Annotated in this window: 12 protein-coding genes; 7 read left to right on the forward strand and 5 right to left on the reverse strand. The window is 38.3% G+C overall.

The window, feature by feature from the left end; genetic code table 11:
- Nucleotides 1–229 precede the first annotated feature (229 nt).
- The 4 genes from lon to ACLKML_RS16035 all read left to right on the forward strand — a co-directional run bounded on the left by lon (nt 230) and on the right by ACLKML_RS16035 (nt 5,624).
- Nucleotides 230–2,581, forward strand: coding sequence for an endopeptidase La (gene lon / locus ACLKML_RS16020; RefSeq protein WP_413284028.1), 2,352 nt, complete (start codon nt 230–232; stop codon nt 2,579–2,581).
- A 201-nt stretch (nt 2,582–2,782) separates the two neighbouring features.
- Nucleotides 2,783–3,055 carry an HU family DNA-binding protein gene (locus tag ACLKML_RS16025; protein ID WP_413284029.1) on the forward strand — a complete coding sequence of 91 codons (273 nt, stop codon included), beginning with the start codon at nt 2,783–2,785 and terminating at the stop codon, nt 3,053–3,055.
- A gap of 152 nt (nt 3,056–3,207) precedes the next feature.
- Nucleotides 3,208–5,073: a peptidylprolyl isomerase gene (gene ppiD, locus ACLKML_RS16030; RefSeq protein ID WP_413284030.1), complete on the forward strand. Its 1,866-nt coding sequence runs from the start codon at nt 3,208–3,210 to the stop codon at nt 5,071–5,073.
- 269 nt (nt 5,074–5,342) lie between these two features.
- Nucleotides 5,343–5,624: a ComEA family DNA-binding protein gene (locus ACLKML_RS16035; protein ID WP_413285910.1), complete on the forward strand. Its 282-nt coding sequence runs from the start codon at nt 5,343–5,345 to the stop codon at nt 5,622–5,624.
- Between the two features lie 118 nt (nt 5,625–5,742).
- Here the strand turns inward: ACLKML_RS16035 and rrtA are convergent, their stop codons facing one another.
- A complete protein-coding gene (gene rrtA, locus ACLKML_RS16040; protein ID WP_413284031.1) occupies nt 5,743–6,297 on the reverse strand; it encodes a rhombosortase in 555 nt (184 codons plus the stop codon).
- Between the two features lie 3 nt (nt 6,298–6,300).
- On the opposite strand from rrtA, the gene ACLKML_RS16045 reads away from it, so the two are divergent.
- Nucleotides 6,301–6,921: a tRNA-uridine aminocarboxypropyltransferase gene (locus ACLKML_RS16045; RefSeq protein ID WP_413284032.1), complete on the forward strand. Its 621-nt coding sequence runs from the start codon at nt 6,301–6,303 to the stop codon at nt 6,919–6,921.
- A gap of 70 nt (nt 6,922–6,991) precedes the next feature.
- On the opposite strand, the gene ACLKML_RS16050 is transcribed toward ACLKML_RS16045, so the two are convergent.
- From ACLKML_RS16050 to ACLKML_RS16060, 3 genes are all read right to left on the reverse strand, one after another.
- Complete coding sequence (locus tag ACLKML_RS16050; RefSeq protein WP_413284033.1) at nt 6,992–8,347, reverse strand: anti-phage deoxyguanosine triphosphatase; 1,356 nt, start codon at nt 8,345–8,347, stop codon at nt 6,992–6,994.
- Between the two features lie 162 nt (nt 8,348–8,509).
- Nucleotides 8,510–9,271 carry an oligogalacturonate-specific porin KdgM family protein gene (locus ACLKML_RS16055; RefSeq protein WP_413284034.1) on the reverse strand — a complete coding sequence of 254 codons (762 nt, stop codon included), beginning with the start codon at nt 9,269–9,271 and terminating at the stop codon, nt 8,510–8,512.
- A gap of 122 nt (nt 9,272–9,393) precedes the next feature.
- Nucleotides 9,394–11,154, reverse strand: a complete 1,761-nt coding sequence (locus tag ACLKML_RS16060; RefSeq protein WP_413284035.1) for a hypothetical protein — start codon at nt 11,152–11,154, stop codon at nt 9,394–9,396.
- A gap of 595 nt (nt 11,155–11,749) precedes the next feature.
- On the opposite strand from ACLKML_RS16060, the gene ACLKML_RS16065 reads away from it, so the two are divergent.
- Both ACLKML_RS16065 and ACLKML_RS16070 read left to right on the forward strand, forming a co-directional pair.
- Nucleotides 11,750–13,702 carry a polysaccharide lyase family 7 protein gene (locus tag ACLKML_RS16065; RefSeq protein WP_413284036.1) on the forward strand — a complete coding sequence of 651 codons (1,953 nt, stop codon included), beginning with the start codon at nt 11,750–11,752 and terminating at the stop codon, nt 13,700–13,702.
- Nucleotides 13,703–14,009: 307 nt separating this feature from the next.
- A complete protein-coding gene (locus ACLKML_RS16070) occupies nt 14,010–15,056 on the forward strand; it encodes a polysaccharide lyase family 7 protein (protein WP_413284037.1) in 1,047 nt (348 codons plus the stop codon).
- 307 nt (nt 15,057–15,363) lie between these two features.
- Here the strand turns inward: ACLKML_RS16070 and nirD are convergent, their stop codons facing one another.
- On the reverse strand, nt 15,364–15,708 hold the full coding sequence (nirD, locus tag ACLKML_RS16075) for a nitrite reductase small subunit NirD (protein ID WP_413284038.1): 345 nt from the start codon (nt 15,706–15,708) through the stop codon (nt 15,364–15,366).
- Nucleotides 15,709–15,742 lie beyond the last annotated feature (34 nt).

The following is a 15,742-nucleotide window of genomic DNA, read 5'->3' on the forward strand; positions in this document are numbered from 1 at the left end:
ATTCCTTTTTTGTTTTTCGCCCTATTTGTTATTAGTGTTATCTACTATAAAATTCATTTTTTATAATCTGGTGTTATTACTGGTCGTACACAGCTACAAAGTTGAGTGAATTTAGTCATATATAAGATCAATCCGACATAAGAATTTATTTCTTTTTTCTCTTCAGTTGTTGAATCCAATCAATTTGACCCCATATACTTTTCATAAGAAAACGGATAGAGAGATAAATATGAACTTGGAGCGTTCCGAACGTATCGAGATTCCAGTATTACCACTGCGTGATGTCGTGGTATATCCGCATATGGTAATTCCTTTGTTTGTTGGTCGTGAAAAATCGATTAGTTGCTTAGAATCAGCAATGGATAACAATAAGCAAGTATTATTAGTAGCCCAAAAAGAAGCGGATACCGATGAGCCTGATATCGATGATTTATTCGAGATCGGTACCGTCGCGACAATTCTTCAATTACTCAAGCTTCCTGATGGAACTGTTAAAGTTCTGGTTGAAGGGCAGCAAAGAGCCAAAATCCACCAATTTAAAGAAAATGATTTCTTCTTAGCTGATGTTGAATATTTGACGACGCCTGAGCTTGATGAAAAAGAACAAGAAGTCATTGTACGCAGTGCGATTAATCAGTTTGAAGGCTTCATTAAACTGAATAAAAAAATCCCACCAGAGGTGTTAACTTCTCTTAGTGGTATAGATGAACCTGCTCGTCTTGCCGACACTATTGCTGCCCACATGCCTCTTAAGCTGACTGAAAAGCAACAAGTATTAGAAATTATCGACGTGAATGAGCGTCTAGAATTTCTTATGGCGCAAATGGAATCTGAGATAGACCTTCTTCAAGTAGAAAAGCGTATTCGTGGCCGCGTTAAAAAGCAGATGGAAAAATCTCAACGCGAATACTATCTGAATGAACAAATGAAGGCGATTCAGAAAGAACTCGGTGATATGGACGATGCGCCAGATGAGTTTGAAACACTGAAGAAAAAAATTGAAGAATCAAAAATGCCTAAAGAAGCTCGTGAAAAAACCGAGCAAGAACTACAAAAACTTAAAATGATGTCTCCTATGTCAGCCGAAGCGACGGTTGTGAGAAGTTACATTGATTGGATGGTTGGTGTTCCTTGGGCTAAGCGATCTAAGGTTAAAAAGAACCTTGCCAAAGCAGAAGAAGTGTTAAACGAAGACCATTATGGGCTTGAACGAGTTAAAGAACGCATCCTTGAATATTTAGCCGTACAAAATCGAGTGAATAAGCTCAAAGGTCCGATTCTGTGTTTAGTCGGTCCTCCTGGTGTAGGTAAAACCTCATTGGGTCAATCCATCGCATCCGCTACTGGTCGTAAATATGTACGTATGGCTCTTGGTGGTGTGAGAGATGAAGCTGAAATTCGTGGTCATCGTAAAACATATATTGGTTCGTTACCTGGCAAATTGATCCAAAAAATGTCAAAAGTTGGCGTGAAAAACCCACTGTTTTTATTAGATGAAATTGACAAAATGGCTTCTGATATGCGTGGTGACCCGTCTTCAGCTTTATTAGAAGTGTTGGATCCAGAGCAAAACAATGCCTTTAATGATCATTACTTAGAAGTGGATTATGACTTGTCTGATGTGATGTTTGTTGCGACATCCAACTCAATGGATATTCCGGGCCCACTTTTAGACCGAATGGAAGTCATTCGTCTGTCTGGTTACACAGAAGATGAAAAGCTCAATATTGCTAAACGCCATTTAGTAGAAAAACAGATAGAACGCAATGGGTTAAAAAAGAACGAAGTAATTATTGAAGATTCAGCGATTATTGGAATTATCAGATATTATACTCGTGAAGCAGGTGTCCGTAGCTTAGAAAGAGAGCTATCTAAGATTTGTCGTAAAGCGGTGAAAAACATCTTGCTTGATAGCTCTATCAAGCAAGTGATAGTCAATATGGACAATCTAAAAGATTACCTTGGTGTACAGCGTTGTGACTTTGGCAAAGCGGATGAAAGTAATCGTGTTGGTCAAGTTACCGGCCTTGCATGGACTTCAGTAGGTGGTGACTTATTAACTATTGAAACAGAAGCGATGCCAGGTAAAGGTAAATTAACTCAAACGGGTTCGCTTGGTGATGTAATGCAAGAGTCAATCCAGGCGGCGATGACAGTTGTACGTTCACGTGCGACTAAATTGGGTATTAACGAAAATTTTTATGAGAAACGCGATATCCACGTCCACGTACCTGAGGGTGCAACGCCTAAAGACGGTCCAAGTGCCGGTATAGCAATGTGTACGGCTTTAGTATCTAGTTTGACTGGCAACCCAGTAAAAGCAGAAGTCGCTATGACAGGTGAAATTACCTTGCGTGGTGAAGTCCTGCCAATTGGTGGTTTGAAAGAAAAATTGTTAGCCGCACATCGTGGTGGAATTAAAACGGTACTGATTCCAAAAGACAACGAGCGTGACTTAGAAGAGATCCCAGACAATGTTATTGCTGATTTAGTTGTTAAGCCCGTTCAATGGATTGATGAAGTTTTAGCCGTAGCATTAGAGAATGATCCAGCAGGTTTTACGGTTGAATCTTCAAAATAGTGACGAGTAGCAAAAATAAGTAAAGAATTGCGCTGGCAGAGTACAAAAATACTTGTCAGCGTTTTTTTTGAAGGATAACGTTACAACGCTATAGCAATAAGCTATATTCCTAAAGGCTTTGAGCTAACTAATTATTTTATAAATGGAACGAATGTTACCAAACTACAAATATAACGGGTAACACATTAAGGGGAATAAAAAGTGAATAAAACACAACTAGTAGAAAAAATTGCAGAAAACGCAGACATCTCAAAAGCATCCGCTGGACGTGCGTTAGACGCAGTGATTGATGCAGTGACGGAAACACTTAAAGCTGAAGAGCAAGTTGCTTTAGTTGGCTTTGGTACATTTAGCGTTCGTACTCGTGCTGCTCGTACAGGTCGTAACCCTAAAACTGGCGAAGAAATTCAAATTGCAGAAGCTAAAGTCCCTGCATTCAAAGCAGGCAAAGCATTGAAAGAAGCGTGCAATTAATACAATTAATTACATATTTTTAGTATAAGACTCAAAATTATGCGCATCACAACGCTGGTGCGCATTTCTTTTTCTGATATCATCAATTACCTCAAATTTCATACTGAGTGCGAAAAATAATTTCGGCTCAATCTTCGGAGTAAAATAAGATTATGATGGAGCGATTACGCGAAGGCGTAAACAGTATCGCGGTTAAGATTATTCTTGGTCTAATTATCCTTTCTTTTGTATTTGCAGGTGTCGGCAGTTATATCGTCGGAGGAAGTGGCAATGCTGCTGCCAAAGTGAATAATACAGAAATCGGACGCGGTGCATTTGAACAAGCATATACAAATGAACGTAATCGTATGCAAGCACAAATGGGCGACTATTTTTCTAGCTTGTTAGCTGATCCAGCTTACGTTCAATCTTTCCGCAAATCGGTGCTTGATAGAATGGTTAATGAACTGCTGATAGAACAGTATGCAGATTCATTAGGGTTGCGTATTAGTGATAAGCAAATTCGTCAGCAAATTCTAGCGATGCCAGAATTTCAAAATAATGGCACATTCGACCAGGAAATCTATTCAGCTACTTTACGCAGAGCTGGTTTAAATCCGGATAGTTTTGCTGAATCTTTACGTAATGATATGACTCGTCAGCAAGTATTGTTCGCTTTGCAAAATAGTGAATTCTCTCTTACCAGTGAAGTTAGCTCGCAAAGTATGCTATTAACTCAAACCCGTGATATACGTTCTATTACGTTGGATGTTAATGAATTTGCTAAGAACATTGAATTGACTGATGAAGAGTTGCTAGCTTATTACGACGAAAATACAGCAAATTATGTTCGCCCAGAACAGGTGAAAGTTGCGTACGTTGAACTGTCGGTACAAGATCTACAATCTAAAATAGAGATCAGTGATGAGCAAGCACAAGAATACTATCAAGCTAATCTAGATAAGTATTCGACTACTGAGCAACGCGAAGTGAGCCATATTCTGGTTCAAGGTGATGACGAAGCAAAAGCTCAAGCTATCTTAGATGAACTTAATTCTGGTGCTGATTTTGCTGAGCTAGCCAAAGTAAAATCAGAAGATATCGGTAGTTCAGAACAAGGTGGCTCTTTAGGTTGGATCGAAAAAGACGTTATGGATCCTGACTTTGAAGCGGCTGCATTTGGTTTGGCAAATATTGGTGATACTAGCGGTTTAGTTAAATCTGCTTTTGGTTACCATATTATTAAGTTGGATGGGTTAAAAGCATCTCAAGCGACACCGTTCGCTGATGTTTCAGCTGATATAAAACTTGAATTGGCAGGTCAGGAAGCGATAGAGAAGTTTTATGAACTGCAAACTGATCTAGAGACAGTAGCGTTCGAGTACCCAGATTCATTGGATGATTCTGCGCAAACGATCAATCAACCCATTCAAACCACAGATTTCATCTCTCGTGCTGATGCACCAGAGTTGCTCAACAATACGGCTGTATTACAAGCTATTTTTAGTGCAGAAGTTAAAGAGGATGGCTTGAATTCTGAGTTGATTGAGGTTGCTCCTGAACATGTTGTGGTTGTTCGTGTAGAAGATAGCCGTCCTGAAACAGTCTTACCTTATGATCAGGTTCAAGAACAGGTTAAAGCCGCTCTAGCTCAACAAAAAGGTAAAGAAAAAGCCACAGCATTAGCCAACGTTGTGCTTGAAGCATTGAAGTCGGGTGATGAATCTGTGGTTGAGTCAAACGATTTACAGTTTGGTGAAGTTGAAACCGTTGATCGTCGTTCGCCGTTAGCGCAAACAGTGTTTGCATTAGCTAAGCCAGAAGAAGGGATGAAAACGTACGCTCAAACCACCGATCTGGATCAGAATATTGTGATTATCGAATTGAACAATGTTTCTGTTAACGTAGATGATAGTTTTGATACTCAAATCGCTGCTCAGTTAGTTCGAGCTGGAAGCCAGCAAGATTTGGCTGCAATTGTTAGCATGCTTCGTGAAGAGGCTGACATAGAGTATTACGCTGTGGAAACTCAGCCGTAAATAAATGTATCTGTATGATATAAAAACAGGCCGCTTATGCGGCCTGTTCTATTTCTAGTATATGGGTCGCGACAATTGTTCAAGTATCTTTAATTATATGGTCTTCTATCAATACAAAAGGAAGACCCATGAAACGATTTATTCTTGTTATCCTCTCATTGACGACTATTATATTTACTGGCGCAGCGACGAGCCAAACCACATCATCCGGCAACGAAAAAATAGATAGCAAAACTAAAGTAGCAAGTGAAGTTAAAGTCGTTAACGAAATGGTTGAACCAACTAAGGTAACGACAGATTTGATACCAAATGGCAATACAACGCGTCAATCTACCGATAAATATGAAGGTATTGAAATTACCGTTAATATTAATACCGCTACTTTAGAAGAATTGTCTGCTTTGCTTATTGGAATTGGCAGTAAGAAAGCACAACTTATTATTGATTATAGAGAGAAACACGGTCCTTTTTCTTCAAATGAAGCGTTGATGGAAGTAAAAGGAATCGGCCCATCAACCATCCAGAAAAATGCTAATCGTATAATTTTGTGAATGGTCAATGCATATTGAATTTAATGGGATTTGATCGTTGTTAGGACTGCCACCAGTTAGAAGCTGGTGGTTTGGTCAGCGTTACCCAATAACCTATCTAAGCTGTTGAGGTGAATGGCTATCTTTTATATCTTAAATAGGCTAAACAAAAAGTGATCATCGCTAAGCCAGTACCCGCTATAGTACCAATTAAGTGAGCTTCTATAGCGACTCTAGCGTTGATCAATTCAGCAGTGCTAATTGAAGCGCCATAAATTTGTTCGTATGCTATTTTTATGACAATCCCGGCTAATAATAACCAACTTGATTTACGCCTGTTTATTATTTCACATAAAGTGAAATAGACAAATATGCCGTGTAGAACACCAGATAAACCCGCATAAATTTGTAATGTGGACATTAATAGCCCCATACCAACCACTAAACACAGGCTAATAAGAATAACTGAAAACTTCTTATATGAAGGTTTAAATAGGTAACATAGTAACCACAAAGCCAGAGTGTTCATGATTAAGTGAGCGACATTGGTATGAGTAAGATTTCCTGATAAAATTCGCCACCATTGACCATGATGTATCAAGTCACTATTCCAGATCACTGAGCTTTGAATCGCGGGTAATTGAAAAATAGCGCATATAATGGTAACAACAATCACAAAATAGGATAATTTCACTCGATGTCTCGATATTGCATAAATTGTGGTAAAGCTAACAAAGCTTGTATCTGTTCAAGCATACAAACGATAGATACGGATATCGAGCTTATCATTCTTCAACACCCTTCTGAAGTTAATCGAGCCAAAGGGACGGCAAAAATATTGAATTTATCGTTACCTAATAGTCATCATTTTATTGGAGAAGACTTTTCATTGCACCAAGAGTTAAACGCTTTAATTACAGCCAAAGGGAGTAAAACATATCTGCTTTTTCCCTCAGAAACCGCTCAGATCGTTCAACCGAAACTATTACAAGGCAAAGAAAGTAACCACACGATTAGAGTTATTTTGTTAGATGGCACGTGGAAAAAAGCGTATAAAATGTACCAACTTTCTTTAAATCTACAAGCTTTACCTTGCTTATGTCTGCCACTAGATATCAGCGGTAATTATAAGATTAGAAAATCACCAAAGAAAAATAATCTTTCTACTGCCGAAGCGGGTTACCAAGTACTAAAAATCATTCAACCAGAAAAGAATTTTGAGCCCTTATTAGCCTCTTTTAATGCCATGATTGCATTTTATATCCAGCAATTACCAGAAGGCATTTACCAACAAAACTATACGGATGATAAGTACTAAACCCGATATCACGTCAGCGCAGATAAACGCTAAATTTATGGGCAACTTTGTCGTTAATAATGATCATCTATTAGTTAGCCGATGAAAACAGTTGTTGGTGTAATTTTTGAGCGTAACCATCCGTCATGGCGGCAATGTAGTCAGAAATGATTCTCATACCCGCTTCATCTTCTGTTTGACCATGCTCTTGCTGAGTAATGACCTTTTGTGAAAGTAACCACTTTCTTTTCGTCGCTTCAGGTAATAGTCTTTCTGGATCCGCACTTAGTGCTTCGAACAAGTCCATAATGATCTGCTGCCCTTTGTATTCGATGATTTGAACTTCAGGTATTTGAATCACATATTTACTAACGAATCGTTTGAATACGTCCAACGCTTTAGCCAGATTAAGTTCTAGGAACGCATTATATTGCAACAACTCATTTTCAAATGTGACGTTAGGTTGCGATTGTATATGTGCGCTTGTGAGAAGGGTATTAACAATCGCGCCGATGGCATCCTTACGTAGATAATGCTCACCAGAAAAAAGCATCTCGCTAATATCTTGTATATTTTCTTCAAACCAAGGATCACCACAGTTGGCCAGTTCATCAGCTGCAAAGTCTTGCCATTGTTGACGAGTCACTTTGCCTAAAACAATGGCATCTTCTAGGTCGTGGACACCATAGGCAATATCATCTGCTATTTCCATAATGGAGCAATCTAGCGACTTATAACGGGTTTTATTATGTCTTTTTGGATCAGTAAGGTGGTCATTAATCGACATGAAAAGAGTTTTATCGGCTTCTGAAAGAGGCGCTAACACCCAATCGAAGTCAACTTTATCGCAATCATATATGCCCTTAGCTGGCACCCAATTTTTTGCTTTTAATCTTCTTTGATGAGAGACCGGATCGGGGAGGTGTTTACATCGGACACTGCTCAGTAACGCTGGGTATTTAATTAATCCAAGTAGAGTTCGACGAGATAAGTTCATTCCATGTTTTTTAGTGTAGGGTTCCAATTGACTTATAATACGAAATGTTTGTGCATTGCCCTCAAAACCGCCATGATCTCGCATGGCATAATTTAATGCCACTTCGCCGCCATGACCAAACGGTGGATGACCGATATCATGTGCTAAACAAAGGGACTCGATTAAACTTGCTGAAGGTAACAAAGGGTTAAGTTCTGGCTGCTTATTTTCTATTTGTGCTAATATTCCAGATCCAATTTGTGCGGCTTCTAATGAATGCGTCAGCCTAGTACGGTGAAAGTCGTTACTACCAGTACCATGGACTTGAGTTTTTGCCTGTAGACGTCGAAAAGCAGCTGAATGAAGTATTCTAGCTCTGTCCCGTTGAAATGGGTCACGGTGATCTTTCCGTCTTAATTTGTGCTCATTATTTATTCTTTGTTGCCAAAGCTGATGTTGTTTCTCATCCATAGCGACTCCACATATCACTTCCCAGAAGCATTTAATAATGCGCTGAAAAAAAGATCCAGTCTAGCGCTCGGTGTAACTATTTCAACAGATGAAAGTTAAAGTTTTCTTGGTAAAAAAGGCTCTTTTGTGGAGAGCCTTTATAATTGAGAATAATATTTTCTATTAGAAACTGTATTTGACACCCATACGAGTTTTTAGTTGGCGGTCACCTTCGGCTGATGAACCAAAATCTACAGTCCAAACTTCAAAATAGGGACGAAAATCGCCAGCTTGATAACCTACGATGATACCAGCGTCCCACTCAGAATCCTTTCCATCGGCTAATCTAACTTCATCATAGTTAGTATTGTAGTTAATTTCATAACCCAATTTAATTGGTTTCAATGCTTCATCTGCAAATTTATATGAGCCAGTTAATGTCCATTTTCCTTGCTCGACCGTTTTGCCAGCAATACTAACCGAGGTTCCATCCGTTAGTGTTTTATTACCAGGTTCGTCAGAATAAACTTGGAACTCGTGACGATAACGTAACGCGGTGGTTAGACCAAACGAAGATTTATAACCCACTCTCAACTGAGGTTTATATGTGGTTTTTTCATCATCGTCGCCAAAAGTAATAGGCATACCTGGTTGAATGTACCAGTGCTCGTCAATTTGGTAACGAATATCCCAAGAAAACTCGGAATCTCCTGCAACCACTTGGTCCCAGAAATCACTGGTATCCTGGCTATGAAATTTTTGTTCCACACCAAAGTTCAATTTCACATTATCTGATAGCTTGGTTCCACCACCTATTTTTATACGGTGTGCAAAAGTTTCGTCGTCATGTTTATACTCGGCTCGGTAGTCAAGCGTAGCTGCTGATACGACGCTAATTGATAGAAATGAGGCTACTAGAGCGGTAACAGTAGTGGCTATTTTCATTATATTTTCTCACTTGTAGTATGAGTTGCTGATTTAGACTGGTGAGTTGCTAAATTTCTTTAGTTACTTATGATATAAACTGCACTTACCAGTCTGATTTGATAATTTTGTATTAAGTGACGCTAGAATAAGTCTGAATGTAGGTTGTCAAAATACGCTTCATTGGCATTACCGCTGTTATCACCGGTAATTAAAGTAATTTGTGACGGTATGATTGTTGGATCTAGGCCAGTAGATGACTGTTCAATATTGTCAGCAACGACTTTGTCATCTAATAACACTGTTACTAACCCGTTTTCAGTCCACGATATAGTTATTGCGTACCATTGATCGGTTACTATGTCTGCAATGGTCACATCATCGCTACCAGCTTCGTATTTTAATTTGTTACCTGATTGGTTAAGTTCGAAGTAACGCTGAGAGTTGTTTTTACCTTCGCCGATATTGATATAGGTTGATTTGTTGTTAGTCGAAGGGAAGTAGGCATCTATAGAGACCGACCCAGAGGTTGCCGGTGAAGAAAATTCACGCATTGCATAAGGTTTTGCGCTTGTATGGTGGTCTGTTAGATATAAAGATTGGTTACCGCAGCCTGATGCTTGAACATCACTGACTTCTGCTGATGTTGTACCGGATGCATCACTTACGTCATCGAATATATTTTGAGTCGTCCAAGTGCTGTTTTCCGAACTAATTAATTGGCCAACAGTATAAGATTCAAAATTATCTGTGATTACTATGTTACTTTCAGTATCACAGGGATCAACTGAATCCGTCGGTCCTTCCGTGTTGCTGTAATTAACAACAGTCGCTTCACTTGAGTTTTTATCGTAAAAAGTGGCAAGATCAAAGCCCGTTACATGACCATCAAAATTTTCTTCAAAAATACGTTCTTCACTACCTGTATCAGAAGAAAATACCATTAAGTTATCACCCAATATTTCAAAATTAGTGGTATCGCTGTTTGCACCAAGTCTTACTGCAATAGTCGTAACAGCGCTTCCATCGGTCACCGCACCACCATTAATATATTCAATACCGTTAACAGTGAACGAAAATGAATCGGGTAGCCAACTTACTTCAACATTCAGTGTTTCACCTAGTTCAAACGTGCCACCAGTATCTGTTAGCGTTTTACTCGCATCACGGAATTTGATTTTGCCTTTTTCAAATGCCACTTCACCGTGAAGAAACGAATTTGAAGTATCAGATGCGTATAACGAAATATACGCATTATCACTGGTTCCATCTGCGTCTTCTTTGCTGTCAGAATCTTCTTGGTAGATAAGATCTACGGTTAATTTACCGGAAGTAATTGCTGCCACGCTGGTTGAATCTGCCAGTTTAATACGTAGTTCACCAGTATCTTCTTTTGCACCATTATGATTAGTATCAAGTATGTGGAGCATGTTATTGCTACCCGCTTGGTTATTGGCGATAGTGATAGCACTTACAATTAAATCATTTGTAGAATAGTCTTTACCTAATAATGTGCCCAAGTTAGTGTCTGATATCGTTAGCCCTTCTGAAGAGACAAGATAACTTCCTGTTAATTCGGTCTCATCTAAGCTATTGAGGTAGTATTTAAATGTAATTTTACCTTCATCAATATCTTCAATGAAGCTTGTTGGGTAAATGGTGTAAATACCTGGCTCATTATCATCGCTGTAGTATTTTTGGTTTGTGCCGTCAAACACGTAAATGTTCGGTAGATCATTGCTTGCTGTCGGTGTGTTTGTTTCTCCTTCTTGAATAATCTCCCAGTATCCGCCTATTAACGGTGATTTGTTGACCTCTATGACTTTATCTCTCAAGTCTGTATTACAACCAAGCAATAATCCAATTGATAGAGTAAATATTGTTGTAACTTTAATATTATTCATAAATATAGCCTTCTATCTCTATGATGTACGTTTTGTATTATTATATATTTGTTCACCTGTTTTTTTGTATCAATGCAGAAATATTAATATGTTGATCTTTATTCCGGATGTTAAGTGTTTTTATATTGTATTTTGTATTAACTTCACAACTATGGTTTTGGTTTTAAACTTGGATTAGTTTAGTGCTTACTTCTTTTTGTTCCTTTCTTTTTTTATTATAATTTTTCGGTTTATTTTATGTGTATACTATTGATTTGTAAGTATTAATTTATTTATATAGGCTGTGTTTATTGTTTTGTTTTTTAATATTAATATGTGATATTTGTTTCTTTTTATTTAAATTTAAAATAATTAGTCTTAGAAGTATTGAATTTAATTATATATGTACTCAACGGAGTGTTAATTATTTTTAAATTAAATTAAAAATGGATCGCTGTCTCGTTAATGTTATATTTTTATATAATTTGTAATACAAGATTATAAACTATTTGTTGATCAATATATGTTTTTAGCCCAGGAGTGACTGATTGGACAATTTTTCCAATCTTGCTCCTTGTTATTGAAGCTGATCTCGTAAAATAAAAAGGAAACTAAAATGAAACAAAAAGTCTTATTAACTAGCTCAGTACTATTTGTTCTATCAGGCTGTGTAACAAATGGAGATAGCCAGGTTATTAATACTCCTAGGCCAATCCAGGTTATAAGTTCAAGCCATGACGGAAACCGAGCGACACAAGTGCTTGATGGTGATCTTAAAACGCGTTGGTCTGCCAATGGCCAGGGTGAGACCATGGTGTTTGATTATGGTCAAGATATCACTTTCAATGCAGTGAAACTTGCTTTTCATAAAGGTGATCAACGCCGAACTAAATTTAGTATCGAAGTCAGTAAAGATGCGAAAAATTGGACTAAAGTACTCACTGATGTTCAGAGTACTGGTAAGGTTTCAAGTCTTGAGCGCTTTGATTTTACCGAAGTGTCGGCACGTTACATTAGGTACGTAGGGTTAGGAAATAGTGAAAGTGATTGGAATAGCGTAACAGAGTTCATTGGTGTTAATTGTCAAACGGATTACTGTTCTAACCAAGAACTACCTCGAGAGGAAATTCTTGTACCTGTCAATATTGCGTCTAGTTCGCATGATGGCAATGGCCCAGAACGATTATTTGATCACAATATCAAAACACGTTGGTCTGCAAATGGCCTTAATGAATGGGCTATGTATGATTATGGTAATGTGCATCAATTTGATGCGGTTCGTTTAGCCTTTCATAAAGGCAATGAACGTCAATCTCATTTCGACATCCAAGTGAGCAAGGATGGAGCGCAATGGCAAACGGTTATTGCAGGAGCAAGTAGTTCGGGTGGTGTGAACGGTTATGAACGCTTCTCATTTGATTCAGTTGATGCTCGTTATGTTCGTTACGTTGGTCAAGGAAATACCAAGAATGCTTGGTCTAGTGTTACTGAGTTTGCCGCTCTAAACTGCGAAATTAATAGTTGTCCTAGTCAGCATATTATTACCGATGAAGTGATTAAGGCAGAACTAGCGGCAACCAATAAAGCGACTAAAGTCGGTGACAAGTCTAAACAACAACAGATAGAAGCGTTGCGTTCAGGTAACTTTGGGGTAAAAGTCGCACTGCCTTGTGACTCTAGTTGCGATTGGGATGTGCCATTGAAAAAGCCCGTTATTCCTGCCATTCCTCTTGCCGGTAATAAACCAAGCGAAAATTTTGATTTAACCACATGGTATTTATCTCAACCGTTTGATCATGACAAAAATGGTAAACCAGATAATGTACAAGAGTGGAATTTAGCTAACGGTTATGAACACCCTGAAGTTTTTTATACTGCTGATGACGGCGGTTTAGTGTTCAAAACTTATATTAAAGGGGTTCGTACTTCTAAAAATACCAAATATGCTCGCACAGAAATGCGTGAAATGCTCCGTGCCGGTGATAAATCAATCTCAACAAAAGGGGTGAATAAAAACAACTGGGTATTTAGTTCTGCTCCAATTGAAGATCAAAAATCGGCTGGTGCTATTGATGGAGTTTTAGAAGCGACATTGAAAATTGACCATACCACTACAACAGGTGAACTAGGGCAAGTTGGTCGTTTCATTATTGGTCAAATTCATGATCAAGATGACGAACCAATACGTCTTTATTACCGCAAGCTACCAAATCGAGATACAGGGACCGTTTATTTTGCTCACGAAAATACCTCAAAGGGAACGGATAATTATTATGAGTTAGTTGGAGGTATGACAGGAGAAATCGACACTGATGGAGTCGCTTTAGGAGAAGTATTTTCGTATCGAATTGAAGTTGTAGCAAATACGATGACGGTTACGGTGACTAGAGAAGGTAAGCCTGATGCAGTACAAGTTATTGATATGAGTGAAAGTGGTTATGATGTAGGTGGAAAATATATGTACTTTAAAGCAGGTGTATATAATCAAAACATCACTGGTGATCCAGATGATTACGTGCAAGCAACGTTTTATAAAATTAAGACATCCCATAGTCAATACGTTGATTAATGGTTAGCGACTTAAGTCCGACGCTTGCAACGTCGCCATAAGCGGTGAGAACATCGAAAGTTAAGACGTTAAGTTATTGTAAAGTACCTGTCGAAATAAAGGCAGGTATTTTATTTTAACCTTGTAGTTTATCTACCCGCGTTGCTAAATGAATCGACTCGTTATTATGTATGATAATTAATTATTTGATCTTGGTCTGAATTCTTATTTTTACTGTGTGATCAAACAAGCATTATCTGTCACATCAGTTTTTCTTTGTTTTCCCTTTAATTACTATTATATGACAATTATGATACGAGGATGAGAAATGAACAAAATACTTGTTGCCGCTGGGTCAATTTTATTAACGCTTCCGACACTAACATTGGCGGATGTAGAGAATAATGGGGTTCCTTATCCGGTACCTGCGGACAAATTTGATATGCGTAATTGGAAAATTACTATTCCATCCGATATCAACCAAGATGGGAGAGTTGATGAAATAGAAGGGGTGGCGATGATGAGTTATTCCCACTCAGATTTTTTCTTCTTAGACAAAAACGGTCATCTAGTTTTTGAAGTGCAGAACCAAGCTATTACCACTAAGAACTCAAAGAATGCGCGTTCAGAACTGCGTCAAATGCCTCGCGGTGCGAAATTTCATATAGATACTTCAGATAAGCTCAACCAGTGGGCGCTTTCGAGTCATGTAGATGCAGACAGTTACAGTGCGGTTGGTGGCACTTTAGAAGCGACCTTGAAAGTTAATCATGTTTCTGAACATGCAAAATTCCCAGAAAGGCCGCCTGCACACTCTGTTGTCGTTGGTCAAATTCATGCCAAAAAGCACGATGAATTAATTAAAGCAAAAACTGGTTTTGGTCATGGTAATGAACCTTTGAAAATTTTCTTCAAAAAATTTCCTGATCATGAATATGGCTCGGTGTTCTGGAATTACGAGCGTAATCTAGAGAAAAATGATTCTAATCGTATGGATATCGCTTATCCAGTATGGGGTAATACGTGGGAAAACCAACAAGCACCGGGTGAAGCAGGAATCGCTTTAGGTGAAGAGTTCAGTTATAAGGTTGAAGTGAAAGGTACTATCATGCACTTAACTTTTGAAACAGCTCGCCATAAAACGGTCACTTATGATATAGATTTGAGTAAAGGTATTGATGGTAAAGACAATGCCCAAGGTTACGCTCAAGATGATTTTTATTATAAAGCGGGTGCTTACGGACAATGTAGTGTCAGTGATAAACACGCAATCTGGGGAACGGGTTGCGCAGGAACAGGGGATTTTGCTGTCGACAAACAAAATGGCGATTATAACAGCGTAACGTTCATGGCGTTGAAACTTAACGGTCAGTAAAAAATAAACTGAGATAAGCAAGGTATGTATGCTGAAAGCTGATTTTTTGAGTGGTTAAAGAAAAATTTATGAGTGAGTAAAGTATGCTAAGTGTGCAAAAACATGAAAGACATCTAAGAAACCTTGTGAGAAATACAGCATCATGTCGTCGCCTTAACTATTTAAACAACAATATAAGGTAATTGCATGTAGATACAAATTGGCAAAGCGGATCATCGGTTATCGGGGGGCGATGAATGATGATTGACGCTTTGCTTTTTTTTTGACTCTTGGTTTACAACTGATACGGGAATAGGTCGTAGTAAGGCTAAGTTGGAATGCTATCGGGTGCTTGAATCTGTATTTGATTGTCTACCACTCTTACCGCATAAGTTTTTAGCTGATATTCTGGCTGTTCTAAACATTGCCCCGTTTGCAGATTAAAATGTTGTTTATAAAGTGGTGACGCCACGTAGGGTTCACCCTCAATTGAACCAATGATGCCTCGAGATAGAATTGAAGCTTTTCCTATCGGGTCATAATTGGATATAGCGTATATTGCTTGAGTGCGTTTGCAATTAAAAATAGCCACATGCTCTTGATTGACTAACGCACAACAGCCTACGTTTGGCGCTAAATCTTGTTGTTTACAAATTGTTGTCCAGTTACTCATAATCTAATCCTTTATATTGTTAATTATTCGAGTA

Source organism: Vibrio sp. MA40-2 (genome assembly GCF_047302445.1).
Taxonomy (GTDB): domain Bacteria; phylum Pseudomonadota; class Gammaproteobacteria; order Enterobacterales; family Vibrionaceae; genus Vibrio.